At 56.7% G+C, this 17,613-nt stretch carries 14 protein-coding genes; 8 read left to right on the forward strand and 6 right to left on the reverse strand.

Features of this window, described 5'->3' with window-relative positions; translation table 11 throughout:
* Window positions 1-50 precede the first annotated feature (50 nt).
* From ileS to AC5Q5A_RS03920, 7 genes are all read left to right on the forward strand, one after another.
* Window positions 51-2,888, forward strand: a complete 2,838-nt coding sequence (gene ileS / locus AC5Q5A_RS03890) for an isoleucine--tRNA ligase (protein ID WP_493894398.1) — start codon at window positions 51-53, stop codon at window positions 2,886-2,888.
* 65 nt (window positions 2,889-2,953) lie between these two features.
* A complete protein-coding gene (gene lspA / locus AC5Q5A_RS03895; protein ID WP_064787433.1) occupies window positions 2,954-3,427 on the forward strand; it encodes a signal peptidase II in 474 nt (157 codons plus the stop codon).
* A 50-nt stretch (window positions 3,428-3,477) separates the two neighbouring features.
* Window positions 3,478-4,059 carry a DUF3035 domain-containing protein gene (locus AC5Q5A_RS03900; protein ID WP_064787432.1) on the forward strand — a complete coding sequence of 194 codons (582 nt, stop codon included), beginning with the start codon at window positions 3,478-3,480 and terminating at the stop codon, window positions 4,057-4,059.
* A 218-nt stretch (window positions 4,060-4,277) separates the two neighbouring features.
* The gene (locus AC5Q5A_RS03905; RefSeq protein WP_493894399.1) at window positions 4,278-5,672 is read left to right on the forward strand and encodes a M16 family metallopeptidase; all 1,395 of its coding nucleotides are present in this window, start codon (window positions 4,278-4,280) and stop codon (window positions 5,670-5,672) included.
* Between the two features lies 1 nt (window position 5,673).
* On the forward strand, window positions 5,674-7,005 hold the full coding sequence (locus AC5Q5A_RS03910) for a M16 family metallopeptidase (RefSeq protein WP_493894400.1): 1,332 nt from the start codon (window positions 5,674-5,676) through the stop codon (window positions 7,003-7,005).
* Window positions 7,006-7,115: 110 nt separating this feature from the next.
* Window positions 7,116-9,077: a DNA mismatch repair endonuclease MutL gene (gene mutL, locus AC5Q5A_RS03915; protein ID WP_493894401.1), complete on the forward strand. Its 1,962-nt coding sequence runs from the start codon at window positions 7,116-7,118 to the stop codon at window positions 9,075-9,077.
* 8 nt (window positions 9,078-9,085) lie between these two features.
* The gene (locus tag AC5Q5A_RS03920; RefSeq protein ID WP_493894402.1) at window positions 9,086-9,601 is read left to right on the forward strand and encodes a GNAT family N-acetyltransferase; all 516 of its coding nucleotides are present in this window, start codon (window positions 9,086-9,088) and stop codon (window positions 9,599-9,601) included.
* On the opposite strand, the gene AC5Q5A_RS03925 is transcribed toward AC5Q5A_RS03920, so the two are convergent.
* The 4 genes from AC5Q5A_RS03925 to AC5Q5A_RS03940 all read right to left on the reverse strand — a co-directional run bounded on the left by AC5Q5A_RS03925 (window position 9,598) and on the right by AC5Q5A_RS03940 (window position 14,130).
* Entirely contained in the window at window positions 9,598-10,974 is a 1,377-nt protein-coding gene (locus AC5Q5A_RS03925; protein WP_493894403.1) for a pentapeptide repeat-containing protein, read from the reverse strand. The two genes, AC5Q5A_RS03920 and AC5Q5A_RS03925, sit on opposite strands and share 4 nt — an antisense overlap.
* Window positions 10,975-11,035: 61 nt before the next feature.
* Window positions 11,036-11,971, reverse strand: coding sequence for an OmpA family protein (locus tag AC5Q5A_RS03930; RefSeq protein WP_493894404.1), 936 nt, complete (start codon window positions 11,969-11,971; stop codon window positions 11,036-11,038).
* Window positions 11,972-12,015: 44 nt separating this feature from the next.
* Window positions 12,016-12,855 (reverse strand): motility protein A, encoded by an 840-nt coding sequence (locus tag AC5Q5A_RS03935; RefSeq protein ID WP_287446297.1) that lies wholly within the window; start codon window positions 12,853-12,855, stop codon window positions 12,016-12,018.
* A 423-nt stretch (window positions 12,856-13,278) separates the two neighbouring features.
* Window positions 13,279-14,130: a GNAT family N-acetyltransferase gene (locus tag AC5Q5A_RS03940; RefSeq protein ID WP_493894405.1), complete on the reverse strand. Its 852-nt coding sequence runs from the start codon at window positions 14,128-14,130 to the stop codon at window positions 13,279-13,281.
* 185 nt (window positions 14,131-14,315) lie between these two features.
* Here AC5Q5A_RS03940 and AC5Q5A_RS03945 point away from each other — a divergent pair, with 185 nt between their 5' ends.
* Window positions 14,316-15,383 (forward strand): siderophore-interacting protein, encoded by a 1,068-nt coding sequence (locus tag AC5Q5A_RS03945; protein WP_493894406.1) that lies wholly within the window; start codon window positions 14,316-14,318, stop codon window positions 15,381-15,383.
* A 52-nt stretch (window positions 15,384-15,435) separates the two neighbouring features.
* Here the strand turns inward: AC5Q5A_RS03945 and AC5Q5A_RS03950 are convergent, their stop codons facing one another.
* Window positions 15,436-16,386 carry a metal ABC transporter permease gene (locus AC5Q5A_RS03950; protein WP_493894407.1) on the reverse strand — a complete coding sequence of 317 codons (951 nt, stop codon included), beginning with the start codon at window positions 16,384-16,386 and terminating at the stop codon, window positions 15,436-15,438.
* A complete protein-coding gene (locus AC5Q5A_RS03955; protein ID WP_493894408.1) occupies window positions 16,383-17,612 on the reverse strand; it encodes a metal ABC transporter permease in 1,230 nt (409 codons plus the stop codon). Before AC5Q5A_RS03955 ends, AC5Q5A_RS03950 begins: the two co-directional genes overlap by 4 nt.
* Window position 17,613: the final 1 nt, after the last annotated feature.

Raw genomic sequence — 17,613 nt, forward strand, 5'->3', positions numbered from 1 at the left:
TCTCCGGGGGTTCGCCCTTTTAATTTGTTCAAGACGACAGGACCGTCACGATGAGTGTCGAATACAAGAAAACCGTTATCCTGCCCAAGACCGACTTCCCGATGCGGGCGGGTTTGCCAAAGATGGAGCCGACCCTGCTCGAGCAGTGGAAAAACGAGGACCTCTACGGCAAAATTCGCGGTATTTCTGCCGATCGTGAAATGTTTGTCCTGCATGACGGCCCTCCTTACGCGAACGGCCACCTGCATATTGGTCATGCACTGAACAAAATCCTGAAAGACGTCATCACCCGTTCCCAGCAGATGCTGGGCAAGAACGCTGTTTACGTTCCGGGTTGGGACTGCCACGGCCTTCCGATCGAATGGAAGATCGAAGAACAGTACCGTGCCAAGGGCAAGAACAAGGACGATGTTCCGATTGCCGAATTCCGCAAGGAATGCCGCGAGTTCGCCCAGAAATGGCTTGATGTTCAGCGTGAAGAATTCAAACGCCTTGGCGTGATGGGTGACTGGGATAACCCCTATGTCACCATGGATTACAAGGCAGAAGCCTCCATCGCGCGTGAACTTGGCAAGTTCCTGATGAACGGTTCGCTCTATATGGGCTCGAAACCGGTCATGTGGTCGGTGGTTGAAAAGACAGCCCTCGCCGAGGCCGAGGTCGAATATCACGACCATACATCCAAAACGATCTATGTCCGCTTCCCGGTTACCGAGACCAAGGTTGATCTGCTGACAGATGCGACCATCGTCATCTGGACCACGACCCCGTGGACCATCCCGGGCAACCGCGCAATTTCGTATGGCGAAGACATCGAATATTCCGTCATCGAAGTCACCGAAACCGCCGAAGAAGCTTGGGCCACCGTAGGCGAGAAGATGGCGGTTTGTACCGATCTTCTCGAAGACCTGTGCAAGAACGGTCGCGTGACCGGTCACAAGGTTGTCGGCACCTTCAAGGGGTCCGAACTTGAAGGTACTCTTTCGGCCCATCCGTTCCGCGGACAGGGTTATGACTTTGATGTGCCGCTTCTGGCGGCGGATTATGTCACGACCGATACCGGTACCGGCTTTGTCCATACTGCACCGACCCACGGCCCGGACGATTACCAGACCGGTCTGAAATACGGTCTGGAAGTACCGGAAATGGTCGATGGCGACGGTGCCTATTATCAGACCGTGCCGCTGTTTGCCGGTGAACGCATCTATGATGAAAACGGCAAGGAAGCCGGTGCGAACGAAGCTGTCATCGCCAAGCTGATCGAAGTTGGCGCGCTGTTGTCGCGTGGCCGTCTCAAGCACTCCTATCCGTGCTCCTGGCGTTCGAAGGCGCCGGTGATCTATCGCACCACGCCGCAGTGGTTCATTTCCATGCAGGATAACGATCTGCGTGAAAAGGCGCTTAAGGCGATTGATGAAACCCGCTTTGTGCCGGAAGCCGGTCGTAACCGTCTGCATTCCATGATCGCCAACCGTCCGGACTGGTGCGTTTCGCGTCAGCGCGCATGGGGTGTGCCGATCACGGTGTTCATCGAAAAAAGCACCCGTCAGCCGCTGCGTGATCAGGGAGTTCTCGATCGTGTTTACGAAGCCTTCTGCGAAGAAGGGGCCGACGCATGGTTCACCCGCGATGCGCAGTATTTCCTTGGCGACAAATACAAGGCCGATGATTTCGAGCAGGTCACCGACGTTCTGGACGTCTGGTTTGATTCCGGCTCGACCCACGCCTTCGTGCTTGAAGAACGTCAGGACCTGAAATGGCCGGCCGATCTTTATCTCGAAGGTTCGGATCAGCATCGTGGCTGGTTCCACAGCTCGCTGCTTGAATCATGTGGTACCCGTGGTCGTGCGCCGTATGAAGCGGTTCTGACCCATGGCTTCGTGCTCGATGGCGAAGGCCGCAAAATGTCCAAGTCGCTTGGCAACGTCATTGCGCCGAACGATGTGATCGACAAGCTTGGCGCTGACATCCTGCGTCTTTGGGTGGTCAGCTCGGACTATCATGATGATCTGCGCATCAGCCATGAAATCATCCAGCGCCATTCTGACATCTATCGCCGTCTGCGTAACACGCTGCGCTTCCTGCTGGGGAACCTTGATGGCTTCACCGAGTCCGAAAAGGTCGCAGATAACGAACTGCCGGAACTTGAACGTTGGGTTCTGCATCGTCTGAGCCACCTTGACGACATGGTGCGCAAGACGACCGCGGATTACGACTTCCACACCATGTTTATCGAGCTGCATAACTTCTGCGCGCTCGACATGTCGGCGTTCTACCTTGATATCCGCAAGGACGCGCTTTATTGCGACGCGCCAAGCAGCCTGCGCCGTCGCGCGGCCCGTACCGTGATGGATCGCGTGTTTGATTGCCTTGTTCGCTGGTTGGCACCGGTTCTGTGCTTTACCGCCGATGAAGCATGGCGTGCGCGCTATGGTGCCGAAAGCTCGGTTCACTCGGAAACCTTCAACACGGTTTCGGACGGCTGGAAAGACGATGCACTTGCCGCCAAATGGGCAAAAATCCGCAAGCTTCGCCGCGTTGTCACAGGTGCGCTTGAACTTGAACGTGCGGAAAAACGCATTGGCGCAAGCCTTGATGCCGCACCGAAGGTTTATGCCGCTGCCGAGTATGTTGAAGCACTTAACGGCCTTAATCTTGCCGAAATCGCCATTACATCTGACATCGAACTGATCACGGGTGAAGCACCGGCTGGTGCCTATACCCTTGATGATGTTGCAGGTGTTGGTGTCGTGCCGGCATTGGCAGACGGCGAGAAATGCGAACGTTGCTGGCAGACCCTGCCGGAAGTTGGCAGCCACGCTGAACATAAAACCGTTTGCAACCGCTGTGCGGATGCCGTTGATGAAATGGGAATTGCCGCCGAGTAACGGTGGCGTTCGGGAACGCCCTGCCAGCTGGCAGGGCACATCCCGGCAAGTCAGAAAGAGTGTTGATGAAACATCGTGCCTTTGTGTTTGGTCTGATCGTCATTGCAATCGTGTTTGGTGTCGACCAGTGGACCAAGGCGCTTGCCATTGATGGTCTGTCGAACCCGCTTCGCGTCATCGAAGTGACGCCGTTCATGAACTTTGTTCTGGCCTGGAACCCGGGTGTTTCGTTTGGCCTGTTTCAGGGGCAGGCACCTTGGGTGATGATTGCGGTGACGGCGGCCATCACCATTGGCTTTGGCATCTGGATGTGGCGCACGCGCGATTCCATGCTGCGCTTTGCCCTGGCAATGATCATTGGCGGCGCGATTGGCAACCTCGTTGATCGTCTGCGCCACGGGGCTGTGACCGACTTCATTGATCTGCATGTTGCGGGTTATCACTGGCCGGTATTCAATATTGCCGATAGTGCAATCACGGTTGGTGCGGCGCTACTGTTGATCGATTCCCTTTTTGGCGGTAAAAAATCTACCAGATGAATTTTGGCCGGGCGAACATGGTCCGGTTTTGAAGTGGTAATGAGGCACAAATGGCCCGGAAACTGACGACCAATATTTTCAAAATTGCATTGCTGAGCGGACTTGCGCTTGGCGTTTCCGGTTGTGAATCAACACGTGAAACCTTTGGCCTGAACAAACAGTCGCCCGACGAGTTTGCGGTTGTTTCGCGCGCCCCGCTCAGCCTGCCGCCTGATTTTACGCTGCGTGTTCCTGATCCGGGCGCACCGCGCCCACAGACCGGTTCGACCACCGATCAGGCGCGTCGTATTCTGGTTGGCGAAGATCCCAACGTTGTAAAACGTGACATCACCGAAGGCACGCGAAGCAAGGGTCAGGTTGCCCTTCTTTCGGCATCCGGTGCGCAATATGCCGATCCGGAAATCCGCAACACGGTGGATCGTGAAACCTCGATCTTCATTTCCGAAAGCGAAGGCGTCGTCGACGATCTGCTGTTCTGGCAAGAAAAGCCGGAATTCGGCACTGTCGTCGATCCGGCCGCCGAAGCCAAGCGTATCCGCGATCAGCAGGCATTGGGTGACAATGTTGCCGGTGGTGCCGATACCCCGGTGATCGAACGCAAACAGAAAGGCTGGCTGGAAGACATCTTCTAAGCTTCGCCAGACGGTTCGCCGACTACACGACAATTTGATGCATTCAGACAAGGGCGCGATGGTTTCGCGCCCTTGTTCTGTCATATTCGGTTCTTAAGAAATGCCTGTTGAATGCAAGTGCCGCGTTCTGCCGGTCCTGCATTGAAACACACCGTTTGCATAACCATCCTGAATTGGAATGGGACGCCACAATGAGAATTTCTGGAACAATCCGATCAATGACGCGCAGCTCTGTGGCTGTGCTCGCCCTCGTCGCACTGACTCTTGCCCTTGTGCCCGGTTTGTCACGGGCGGCTGTTTTCAGCCCGCAAACTGCCACCCTTGATAACGGTATGCAGGTCGTGCTGGTGGAAAACCACCGTGCACCCGTCGTTACCCATATGGTCTGGTACAAGGTCGGCTCGGCCGACGAGCCCCAAGGTGTATCGGGCATTGCCCATTTCCTTGAACATCTGATGTTCAAGGGGACCGATAAGGTGGCCCCGGGCGACTTTTCAAAGATCGTTGCGCGCAATGGCGGCAATGACAACGCCTTTACCAGTTGGGACTATACCGGATACTTCCAGAACATCGCACGGGATAGGCTTGATCTGGTGATGAAGATGGAAGCCGACCGCATGACCAATCTGAAGCTTTCTGATGATGTGGTTCTGCCGGAACGCGATGTGATTATTGAGGAACGCCGTTCGCGCCTCGATACCAGCCCGGGTGCGCTTCTGGGCGAACAGATGAGGGCATCCCTCTATATGGCCCATCCCTATGGCCGTTCGATCATTGGCTGGCTCAATGAAATGGAACAGCTCACCACTGAAGACGCGCTCGCATTCTATCGCGACTGGTATGCGCCCAATAACGCCATTCTGGTCGTTGCCGGCGATATCACCATGGACGAGCTGCTGCCGATGGCCGAGAAATATTACGGTGTCATTCCACGCGGCAAGGACATGATCCGCAACCGTGTTCAGGAGCCGGTTCAGCACGCCCCACGCAAAGTCACCATGCGCGACCCGCAGGTCGGTCAGGCATCCTGGTCGCGCTATTACCTTGCCCCGTCCTATAACACCGATGCGGCCGATGCCGCACCGCTGGATGTGCTTTCCGAAATCATCGGATCGGGCACTACGAGCCGCTTCTTCAAGGCGCTTGTCGTTGATCAGGAAATCGCATCAAGCGTCGGCACCTTCTATGACCCGGTCGCGGTCGATCTGGCAAGTTTTGGTGTCTATGCGGTTCCACGCGGTGATGTTGACCTTGCCGATCTTGAAAAGGCTGTCGAAGCTCAGATTGCCAAGGTCGTGTCCGCAGGTGTTACGCAGGACGAACTCGACCGTGCCAAGCAGAAGCTTCTTGATAGTGCGGTCTTTGCCCGTGATTCGCTATCGGCCGGTGCGCGTGTACTTGGTCAGTCGCTTGCGGTTGGCCTCAGCGTTGATCAGGTCGAAAGCTGGCCAGACCGGATATCGGCCGTGACGGTGGATCAGGTCAATGAGGCTGCCAAACGGGTCTTTGATGACAAGAAATCTGTCACCGGCTGGCTGATGCCGCCCGAAGGTGGCCCGGTAACGGGTGCTGGTGCCGCCCTTCCGATCACGTCTGGCGAAGGAGTACACTGATATGAACAAGCTGTTTAAACAGATTGCCGGTGTTGCCTTTGCCTCCGCCCTTGGTTTGGGCTTAACCACACAGGCCAAGGCGGTTGAAGTTCAGGAAGTGATTTCAGATGGCGGCATTCGTGCCTGGCTGATCGAAGATCATATGAACCCGTTGTTGACCATGGATATCACCTTTAACGGTGCCGGTGCGGCCACTGATCCTGATGGCAAGCTTGGCTTGGCCAACATGGTGTCGGGGCTGATCGACGAAGGTGCAGGCGCCATGGACAGCCAGACCTTCCGCGGCGAGATGGAAAACCGTTCCATCAGCTTGTCCTTTGATGCCGGGCGTGATGATTTCGCGGGATCGCTGACCACGCTTACTCGTGAACGCGATACCGCGATTGACCTGTTGCGTCTGGCCTTGTCCGAGCCGCGCTTTGATGACGAGGCGGTTGAACGCATCCGCGCCCAGATCGTCTCGGGCCTCAAACGTGCTGAAACCGATCCGCGCGATATTGCCAGCCGGACGTTTTTCGCCTCGATCTTTGGCGACCATCCATATGGCCGTCCGGTGTCGGGCACGCTTGAAACGGTCGCAGAACTCAATGCCGATGACTTTCGTGGCTTCGTGCGCCGCGCCTTTGCCAAGGACAATCTGATTGTCGGTGTTGCCGGTGACATCACGGCAGAGGAACTTGGTCCGCTGCTTGATGAGGCCTTTGGCGCACTGCCCGACAAAAGCGATCTGCCCAAGGTCGCCGACGTTACGCCGACTTTCGGTGATATCGAAGTGATCGAACAGGACATCCCGCAAAGTCAGGCGATCTGGGGCCAGAAAGGCATTAAGCGCAAGGACCCGGATTTCTATGCCGCCTATGTGATGAACTACATTCTTGGCGGTGGCGGCTTCTCCTCCCGCCTGACCGAGGAAGTCCGTGAAAAGCGTGGATTGGCTTATGGCGTTTACAGCTACCTCGCCAATCTTGATCATGCCGACATGATGATGGGCGGGGTTGCCACGCGCAATGACGCGATTGGTCAAAGCCTGTCTTTGATCAGCACGGAATGGAGCAAGATGAAGCAGGACGGCATTGATCAGGAAGAACTCGATAATGCCAAGGCCTACCTCACCGGGGCCTTCCCGCTGCGCTTCACAAGCCTTGGCAACCTGTCGGGCATGCTGGTCGGGATGCAAAAGGAAGAGCTTGGCATGGACTTCCTGGATCGCCGCAATGACATGGTCAATGCCGTCACGCTTGATGACGTTAACCGGGTGGCAGCAAGTCTGATGGACCCGGCCAATGTCACGGTGACCGTGGTTGGCAAGCCGGAAGGTGATCTGGCCTTCTGATCGCAGAACCACATCGGAAAAGTTACAAAGCGCGGTGAAAGGGATTTCGCCGCGCTTTGTGCTTTGATAGGTTCATCACAACCAAGATAAACATCACGAGCACCGCCTTCATGACCCTGCGCGTCCTGCCACAGAACCTGATCAACCAGATTGCCGCCGGTGAGGTGGTCGAACGTCCTGCGGCTGCGCTTAAGGAACTGGTGGAAAACGCGTTGGATGCCGGGGCGACCAAGGTGGATGTCAATCTGCGCGACGGCGGCCGGACGTTGCTGTCTGTCACTGACGATGGCAAGGGCATGACGCCGGACGAACTGGCACTGGCCGTCGAACGCCACGCCACATCCAAGCTGCCCGATGATGATCTTTTCAATATCGGCTTCATGGGCTTTCGCGGCGAGGCCTTGCCATCCATCGGGTCGGTGTCGCGCATGCGCCTGACCAGCCGGGTACGCGGCTCTGAAAATGCCTGGACGTTGGCGGTTGAAGGCGGGGCCAAGGGCGCACCGGAACCGGCCGCCCATCCCTATGGCACGCGGGTCGAGGTGCGTGATCTTTTCTATGCCACGCCAGCCCGTCTGAAATTCCTTAAAACCGCGCGAACCGAACAAATGTATGCGCGCGAGATCATGGACCGTCTGGCCATGGCGCGCCCGGATGTCGGCTTTACGCTGAGCGGTGATAACAACAAAACGATCCTGAATTACCCGGCCTGCGAAGGCGATCTGTTTGATGCCCGTCTGAAACGGCTGGGGGCTGTCATGGGCCGCGAATTTCAGGACAACGCCCTTCAGATTGAGGCGGAGCGTGAAGGCATCCGCCTGACCGGTTATGCCGGAGTGCCGACACTCAACCGTGGCAATGCGCAGATGCAGTTCATGTTTGTTAATGGCCGCCCGGTCAAGGACCGGCTGTTGCAAGGGGCCGTGCGCGGCGCCTATCAGGATTTCCTGGCGCGCGATCGCCACCCGTTATTAGCACTTTTCTTTGAACTTTCCCCGCGTGATGTCGACGTTAACGTCCATCCCGGCAAGACCGAGGTCCGGTTCCGTGATCCGGGCATGGTGCGTGGGCTGATTGTCGGCGCACTTAAACATGCCTTGGCCGGGGCCGGGCATCGTGCCTCGACCACGGTGGCCGACATGGCCTTGGGGGCGGTCCGCCGCGAAGGTGAGGGACCCTCACTTCCGTATGGCGGTGGCGCACGAAGCGGCGGCGGCAGCGGATTTAACATCGGACATTATCAGCCAAACGTGCCCGGCCACGCTGCTATTGAACGCAATTACGCCGCCCAGGCACCGATGGAAAGCCAAGGAAACTATGGCGGCCTGTTTGATCGCGGGCGCGAGTTTGGCGGATCGGGTGGTAGCGCTAACATTGCAGGTGGCGAGGGCGGTTTTGCTGCGGCCGCGGCAGCAGCCCTTTCGGGTGGCTATGATGCCGCCGCACCGTCTGCGCGCATTGATAATATCGCCGATGAAGGCAAGTTTGTTGATCATCCGCTGGGGGCGGCCCGCGGGCAGGTGCATGCCAATTACATCATTGCCCAGACCCGCGATGGTCTGGTGATTGTCGATCAGCATGCCGCCCATGAACGCATTGTCTATGAACGCATGAAGGCTGATCTGGCCGAAAGCGGCGTGAAGCGACAAGGGCTGTTGCTGCCCGAAGTCGTCGAACTCGACGAAGCGTCCGCTGATCGCATTGCCGACCGGGCAGACGAGTTTGCCGAACTGGGTCTGGTGATCGAACCGTTTGGTCCCGGTGCGATTGTTGTCCGCGAAGTGCCGGCCATGCTGGGCAAGGTTGATGTCAGCGCACTGGTGCGCGACATGGCCGATGAAATTGCCGAACTGGGCCAGGGCATGGCGCTAAAAGACCGGCTGATGTATGTCTGCGCGACCATGGCGTGCCATGGTTCAGTGCGCTCCGGGCGCAAGCTTAATGCCGATGAAATGAACGCCCTTTTGCGCCAGATGGAAGCCACCCCGCATTCAGGCCAGTGCAACCATGGCCGCCCGACCTATGTCGAGCTCAAGCTTAACGACATCGAAAAGATGTTTGGCCGCAGGTAGGAAAGCAAATGGCGGCGATCACGCTTCATATAGCGACCCTTGACGATGCCCCGGCAGTCCGTGCCTTGTTTGCGCGGTCTTATGCGACATTTCTGGCCCATGACTATGCGCCGGAAATGCTTGAACGCGCCATGCCGTATCTCACCTTTGCAAAGCCCGAGTTATTAAGTTCGGGCACCTATTACATCGCCAGGACAGAGGCAGGTGACATTGTTGGCGCAGGCGGCTGGACGGCGGTTCGGCCCGGAAGCCGGGAGGGTGATGTCCAACCGGGGCTGGCCCATGTCCGGCATTTCGCCGTCGATCCCGATCACGCGCGCAAGGGCATTGCCAGTATGCTGTTTGATCGCTGCGTACTTGACGCCAAGGCATCTGAAAATGTCACGCGCTTTGAATGCTATTCCACTCTGACGGCCAGACGGTTTTATGAATCACTTGGCTTTCGGGTGATTGGTGATTTCGAAGCGCCTTTTGCGCCAGACTTCCGTTTTCCCAGCCTGCATATGGTCTGTGATCTCGACTAATCGCGCAGTTTCAGATCGTGGGGCAGGCGGGTATTGGCGTTGACGCGCGCCCGCTGGATCTGCTCGGCAAACAGGCCGCGCGTGCCACTCAGATCCGCATCGCGGAAATCCGTTCCGGCCAGATTGGTACCGCTCAGATCACAATTGACCATCTTGAGACCCCGGAAATTGGCATTCGACAGGTCCGATCCCAAAAATACCGTGTTACGCATCATCGCCTTGCTAAACCGTGCGCCTGAAAGTCGGCTTGCGGCCAGGTTGGCATTATCAAGATTGCTTTCACCAAAATCAGCGGCAACCAGGTTGCACCGGCGCAATACCGCATCCTTGCAATTGGCACGATGGAAACTGGCAAATGGCAATCCACACCGGCTGAGATCAATGCCTTCCAGCTCGGCCTCACGCAGGTCGGCATGTTCGATGGACATCACCGACCCCTCGCGCCCGCCGGTATCCACCCAAAGCTTGTGACTGATCAACGCCGCGTGCAGGTCAATCTCGACGAGTTCCTCGTCTTCTGCTGTGGTGTCATCCTCGGCCTCAATCGGTTCATCAGCGGCATCGGACGGCTTGGTTTCGTCACTGGCAACGGCGGCAGGCAGGACCTCTTTGGCAGATTGCAGGGCCTCTAGGTTCTGTGCACGCGTGCGTTTGTCACGCGTACTGGGAACACCAACAAGCTCGCCATCACCAAATGTCTGACCGGCCCCGTTCAGGCGTGGTCGGCTATCGGCGATGTCCAGATTTGTCGTCATACCAATGGCAGGCGACGGTTTGGCGGGCTTTGTTTGCGTTTTCGGTCCGGCACCATCGTTTTCCGGTGTTTCGGAAGTCTCGGTGCTTTCGGGGACTGCTGCCGATGGATTTTTTGGCTTTGCGCTCGCGCTGGTGGCACTTGAAGCCGCCATTTTGGCAAGGTCCTGTGGCCGTGCCGGGCCAAAATAGTTTTCTTCCAGCACGAACCGGCGTGGTTTTTTCAGGACCGTCTCAATGATCTTGGTCAGGCGTTCTGGATCAATCGGCTGACGAAAAACGCCTTCGATCCCGGCGTCGACCGCATCGCGCATGCCGCGGCGATCAAGCTTTGGCGCGCCAAGCAGGATCGGGACGATACCGCCATGGGGATTTCCACTCGTGGCGGCGTCACGAATGGCGCGAATGGTCGAAATACCGCGGATGCCATCAAGATAAAGACCGATCAGAACCAGATCCGGTTTAAGCTCGGCAATCAGTTCGAGCGTGCGTTCGCGGTCGTAACACTCAACGAATTTGCCAAAGCCAAAATGCTCAACGGCTGCCCGCGCGGCACTGATGTTCCGTTCGCTGTAATCCGCATACAGGATTGTCTTTTTCTTGTTGGCATGGCTCGCCATGATGGGCGGTGTTCCCTTTGCTCACGCGTTTTTTGGATCGGGTCCCGTTGGCAGACTTCTGTCAGGGGCTGTCTGACGGAATGCTGAAAGTACGCCGTGCTTCAGAGTGTGGATTTCTGGTGGCATCGCCGGTTCCCGGATTTGCACCCTCATCAAAGTCTTCTCCACCGTTTGACGGGGCTCTGAATTCGCCGCCTTCTGATGCACTGTTGGCGTCGAAATTGGTCTCGACCATTTCAATGGTTATTTCGACCCGACGATTGGTCGCCCGCCCCTCGGGGGTATCGTTGGTCGCCAGTGGTCGACTGTCGCCATATCCCTGAATGACCATGCGGCTTGGATCCGTGCCATTCTGATCGATCAGAAAGTGCAGAACCGACGTCGCACGTGCCGCCGACAGGTCCCAGTTCGATATATAGGGAGACGACGCCGAAACAGGAACGTTGTCTGTGTGCCCGGCAACAAAAATTTCGCCGTCTGTCTGATTAATCACTGGTGCCACGCGATTGAGGATGGCGGCAAATTCTTCGGTCATGCCCGACGAGCCGGAGGGAAAGGCCAGTTCGTTGGGAAAACGCATGACAACTTCGCCGTCGATACGCTCGAGCCCGATCTTATCAGCCAGGCCCATGTTATCGAGAACCTTGCCAAGCGTTTCTTCAAGCGCCTCGGCCTTTTCTTCCTTGCTGTCGGTTTCGTTGCTTTCAACTTCCGGGGTCTCAGCCCGCGGGATTTCCGATACCACGCGCGGGGTATCGGGTGTTGGCGCCTTAAGCGATTTACCAACGATGGAGCCATCAAGCTCGATCACCCCGGCAAGTTGATCTTGTTGGGAAAAACCAAAGGCCGCCTTGACCGAACCGGCAATCTGTTTGTAGCGGATGACGTCCATCTCGGCGAAAGTCAGCAACAGCACAAACAGGACAAGCAGCAACGACATCAGATCGGCGAATGTCGCCATCCAAGCCGGTGCGCCTGCTGCTGGTTTCTTTGCCATCGCCTATGCCCAGTCTGCTGCCTGAATGCGCGCTGCCATCATGATCATGCTCCGCCGTCTTCAGGATCGGCCGGAATGCCACCCGGAAGATAGGGACCGAGGATTTCCTTCATCACCATCGGGCTCTGGCTGGCCTGGATCTGCACCACCGATTCAATGATCAGCTGTTTGGTGTTTTTCAAACGATCAACCTTAAGGGCCAGTTTGTCGGCAACCGGAAGCGCGATCAGGTTGGCCAGAACCGCGCCATAAAACGTGGTCAGCATGGCAATTGCCATGGCCGGGCCGATGGCATCCGGGTCTGAGAGGTTGGCTAGCATCTGCACCAGACCAACCAGTGTCCCGATCATGCCAAATGCCGGTGCAGTGTCACCGATACCGCGGAACATCAGTTCGCCAAGCTCGTCATTCTGGATGGATTTTTCCACCTCGCTTGAAATCGAACTGCGGATGACCTCGCCGCTATGACCATCCACGCACATGCGGATACCGCGCGCCATGATTTCATTTTCGACTTCAACACTTTCAAGTCCCAGAAGGCCGTTCTTGCGGACGATGCCGGCAAGTTCGATCGCCTTTTCATAGATCGAAAGTGGATCTTCCTTGGGGTTCTTGAATGCAATGCCGATGCCGATCTTGAGCGACTTGACGACATCGCGCATCGGGAATTTGATCAGGGTGGCGGCTGCGGTTCCGCCAAACACCACCATGACAGATGGAAGGTCGACAAAGGAATCAAGGCTGCCACCCATCAAGATGGCGCCAAAAATAACGCCCATCCCGGCGATAATTCCAATAAGTGTCGCTATATCCATGTCGGTTTTAAAATCCGGCCTTAAAACAAGTTCGTCAAACGCATCGGTACCAAGCGGGGCAGGCGACACGTGGCGGGTCGTACACTAATCAGTGGTCTGACAGACACACAGATGAAAATCGTCTGCTTGAAAGGCTGCCAGATGGAAATGAAACGCGGACTACACTCCTGAAATTGGGACTGTGTTACTGGTTTTCCATATGCTTGCAGCAACTTCTTGCCGACAATGACCAAATGCCGCCGATAATCATCGCCGTTCGGCGATGAAGTTAATGCCTTGGTTTAGAAAGGCATATACTTATGGCGTTAAATGTTTGTTGCCAGACTTTCGAACAGCACTCAACCCCGCCCTAAGAATAAGTGAATTCTATTCCTGTGGCGGGGCTCTTTGGTTTTACACCAAGCAAACAGTCCCAAACAGGACCGGAATTCTGACATTTTCTGATGTTTGCAAGGACTTACCGGTAAAACTTGCCGAAAAATTTGGCTCAAACTAGCCCAGTTCGAACGACGAAATCCCGAAAGTCATACCAAGATCAAGCTTCGGTGCTGGCCCCTTATACATGCGTGCCGTCTCGAACTCCGCCACCATGCCATGGGCCGTCGCCAGATCAATTGCCGCCTGATTGGGTTCAGGCACATCGAGATAGACCTTGCCACCCTGATCATCCCGGCTCTGTAAAAGGGCGCCAAACAGGATTTCGGCATCCTTGGCATTCGGGGCGAAAAGCGGTCCGATCTTGTGTCCTTCAAGGCACGGACGGATCACGCCATATGCGCGAAGCCCCATCGGGCCGTTAAGGGCAAGGGCTTTGTGTTTGTCGTTGCCAATCCAGCCACGCAGGAACTCAATCCGGCTTTCCGCGAACAGGTTACAGGTCTGCTCGAACGCATCGACAATGGCAATGTCATCGACCGCAAGTGTGAACAGATCATCTGGCGTTTCGCCACTGGCCGTAACCACACCGCCATACCGAATGTTGCGGTGGGCAAACTCAAAACCCGATTTGCGGTAATTGTCCTGCTGATCGACAACGCCATCAAGACCGATGGTTTTGGGAACGCTACCGTCAAGCACCGCCTGCCACAGGCGATAGCCAAGACCCGACCCGCGACGATCCGGGCGGCAGATGTAAAATCCGACAAAGCCAAAGTCCGAGCTGTACTGGACTGCTGAAATCACCGCCGCCAGTCCCTGTTTGTCAAACGCGCCCCAGAACCCTTCCGGGTCGGTGTTGAAAAACACCTCTGCATCGGCAAGGCCGGGGTTCCAGCCCTCTTTGGCGGCCCATTCAACGGCAAGGGGAAACTCGAATGATTTCAGACGGCGGATTTTGTCAGGCATCGCTTTGTTCAGACTTCCAATAAACAGATCAAGGTCGCACTTGCCGCCACTGACAGGGCAAACGCATGTGCCAAACATCTATCACGCACCGCTAAAATCAATGATAATTTTTATTGAGAATGCCTATCATTGTTATTATTATAGACAAATACATCTTGTCCGCGCCCCCTTTATCCGAGAGCCCCATGTCCACATCGCTTCTGACGGCCAAAACGCGTATCGCACTTCCAGACAGTGCGACCCTGATCAAACAGGCCGCCGCGTTCTATCGTGAACATGATTGCGATGTGACAGGAGATGGGGATCAAACGCGGATATCGGTTTCCATTGGCCATATTCAGCTCAGCAGCACGGAAACCGCTCTTGAGGTCGAAGTCGGTGCAAAGACCGAGGTCGATGTCATCCAGATGAAGTCGGCGATTATTTCGATCCTGCAGGGGGCTGCACCCGGTGCTGATCTTGACTGCCGCTGGACGGGGGCGGGCAAAAGCAACGGCAAGCTGCCGAATTTCTGCGAACTGACAGTGGGGGAGATCACCGACCTTTCACCGCATATGCGACGCTTGCGCCTTCATGCCAGCGATCTTGATGCCTATGACACGGGCAGCATCCATGTCCGGCTTCTGATCCCGCCGCGTGGTCAGAAAAACCTGCAATGGCCGACCCTTGCCGATAACGGCATGCCCGTCTGGCCAAGTGGTAAAAACACCATCGAACAACGCGTCTATACGATCCGTGCAATCAATGCCAAGGCCGGCTGGATCGATGTCGACTTTGTCATGCATGGCGATAATGGCCCTGGCTCGGCCTTTGCCATGCATGCAAGCCCCGGGGATGTCGTGGCGATGACCGGCCCCTTGGGATCCGCATTGCCCGAGGCCGACTGGGTTCTGTTGGCCGGCGATGAAACCGCCTTGCCGGCGATTGGCCGTTATCTGGACGAAATGCCGGGCCATGTAACCGGCCACGCGATTATTGAAGTCGCAAACAGATCAGACGTTATCGCGGTGCCTACCGACAGTCAGATAAAGGTTCAATGGCTGTTTCGCGATGATCAGCACCCTGTCGAGCGCAGCCTGCTTCAGGACGCCATTCGATCTGTGGAAATTCCCGACGCGCATGATCGCTTCTATTGCTGGGCCGGGGTGGAGCAGGCGGACTACAAACCGATCCATACCTATTGGCGCAAGGAATGTGGCCTTGATCGTGATCGCTGTGTCGGGATGACATTCTGGCGCAAGACCGGGCGTTAAATCCCGGCTCACCGCGAATACCTGTTGAAGGCAGCTGCGTGTTCGGAAACTGTCAGGCTTCAGCCTGCTGGCCAACGCGTTTGCGTTGCGGGCCAAACAGGCAGGCCAGAATAAGGATCACACCTGAAACCGTGGCGATCATGCCCGCGGCACTGACCGCATAGCGCGATCCGAACCAGCCTGGACCATACCCCGCCAAGACATAGCCCAGAACGGCTGAGATGGTGGCAAACACAACCGACCAGCCGACTTGACGGGCCAACTGATTGGTCATTAGGCGCGCGCTGGCTGGCGGGCAGACAAACATCGCAATCACAATAATCGACCCAACCGCATCAAAGGCGGCAACGGCGGCAACGGCCGTTGCCACCACCAGCGCAAAGCCAAGGACGCGGGTGCGAATACCAATCGCCCCTGCAAAGGCGGCGTCAAAGGTCGAGATTTTCAGTTCTTTCCAGAACAGGAAAATAAACAGGACAATCCCAACCAGAACAACCGCCAGACGCGGCAATTGCGGTGGCAGGGTCGCAAGGGCAGCCGGATCCAAAAGCGATCCCCAGCCTTCGGCATCAAACCAGATCAGGCTTTCCAGATTGCCGAGCAACGCATGCTGCACATCGATATGGACCGAACTGGTGTCGGTAATTTCAAGGAATAAAACACCGGCGGCAAAGAGCGTGGTGAAAACCAGCCCCATCGCCGCCCCCGGTTCAACCCGCCCGAGGCGCTTGACGATTTCGATCATCACCACGGCAATGATCGCAGCCGCACCCGCACCCACCATCATCGGAACGGCGGTGATGGTCCCGGTCACCAGAAAGGCTGCAACAATACCGGGCAGGACAACATGACTGATCGCATCACCAATCAGGGCCTGGCGACGCAGCAACAGGAAATTACCCGGAAGCGCACAGGCAATGGCGGCCAGCGTGCCAATCACAATCGGTGTAAGGCTCAGCTGCACAAACTCCGCACCAAGAGCAGTGATCAGATCATCGATCATGCCTTTGCTCCCTGGCTGGTTTGCGCGTTCTGGATCATGCGATCAATCTCGGCGATCTGGTCGGGCGTCATCATCCGTTCAATCGGGGTCAGCCCGTCATAGCGTTCAATGGCGGAATCATCGGGCAGCATCCGCCGCGCCATTGCCCAGCGGGCCTCGTCATGGGCGGCCTTTTCGGCGGCAATCCGGCCGCGTGCGGTGGCAACGCCGTCTGCGCGGATCATCCCGGCACGGCGCAGGATGCGAATGGTCAGTCCGTCATATATCGGTTCTCGGCGCGCGAGTGACAGCAAGCCTTGCCGACGATGCACCCGGCGCTGAAACCGTTGATGACGCAGGGCCGATGCCAGCCCGCCACGCAACGGCGAAAACAGGGCTGAGATCATAAAGAACCCAAAGGCCACCAGAACAATGATCGGTCCGGTCGGAAGTGCTGCGTGCGCGGCCGATAATACCGCCCCGACATAGCCCGAAAGGCCACCAATGACGGCGGCAATGCCGATCATCTTGCCAACTTGGTTGGTCCAGAAGCGCGCCGCCACTGGCGGAATGATCAAAAGCGCGACAATCAGGATAAGGCCAACGATCTTAAGCCCGATCACCGTGACAATCAGGGCGAGCCCCATCATGGCCAGGTCGATATTACGCACATTAACCCCGGTGGTCGCGGCATATTCCGGATCAAATGCCACCAGCGTCATCGGACGACGCAGCAGGAAAACAAACCCTGCCGCCATGGCCCCGGCAACGGCGATGGTGGTGGCTTCTGAAATCAGCATGCCTGCGGTGGAACCCAGCAGGAAGTTTTCAAGCCCGGCCTGACGGCCCGATGACATGGTCTGGATCACGGTCAACAGAACGATGCCAAAGCCGAAAAATACCGACAGCACGGCACCGATCGCGGCATCTTCGGTCAGGCGGGTTTTGCGCGTGATCCATTCGACCATCAAAAGCCCGATGGCCGATGAAATTGCCGATCCCAGAATAAGTCCCGGCAACCAGCGCCCGTCACTGCCAAACGCCACCATGATAATGAATGCAAGCCCGACACCGGGCAGGGTGGCGTGACTAATCGCATCGGAAACCAAGGCGCGCTTGCGCAGGAAAATAAACGCCCCGGCACTGCCGGCCGACAGGCCAAGCAAGCTCGCGCCGATTGCAACAAGCGCGCTGTTATAGCCAGCCTGCAGGAAAAGGGCGCTTATGAAATAATCACCAAATCCCATG

The organism is Thalassospira sp. CA1, assembly GCF_059052855.1.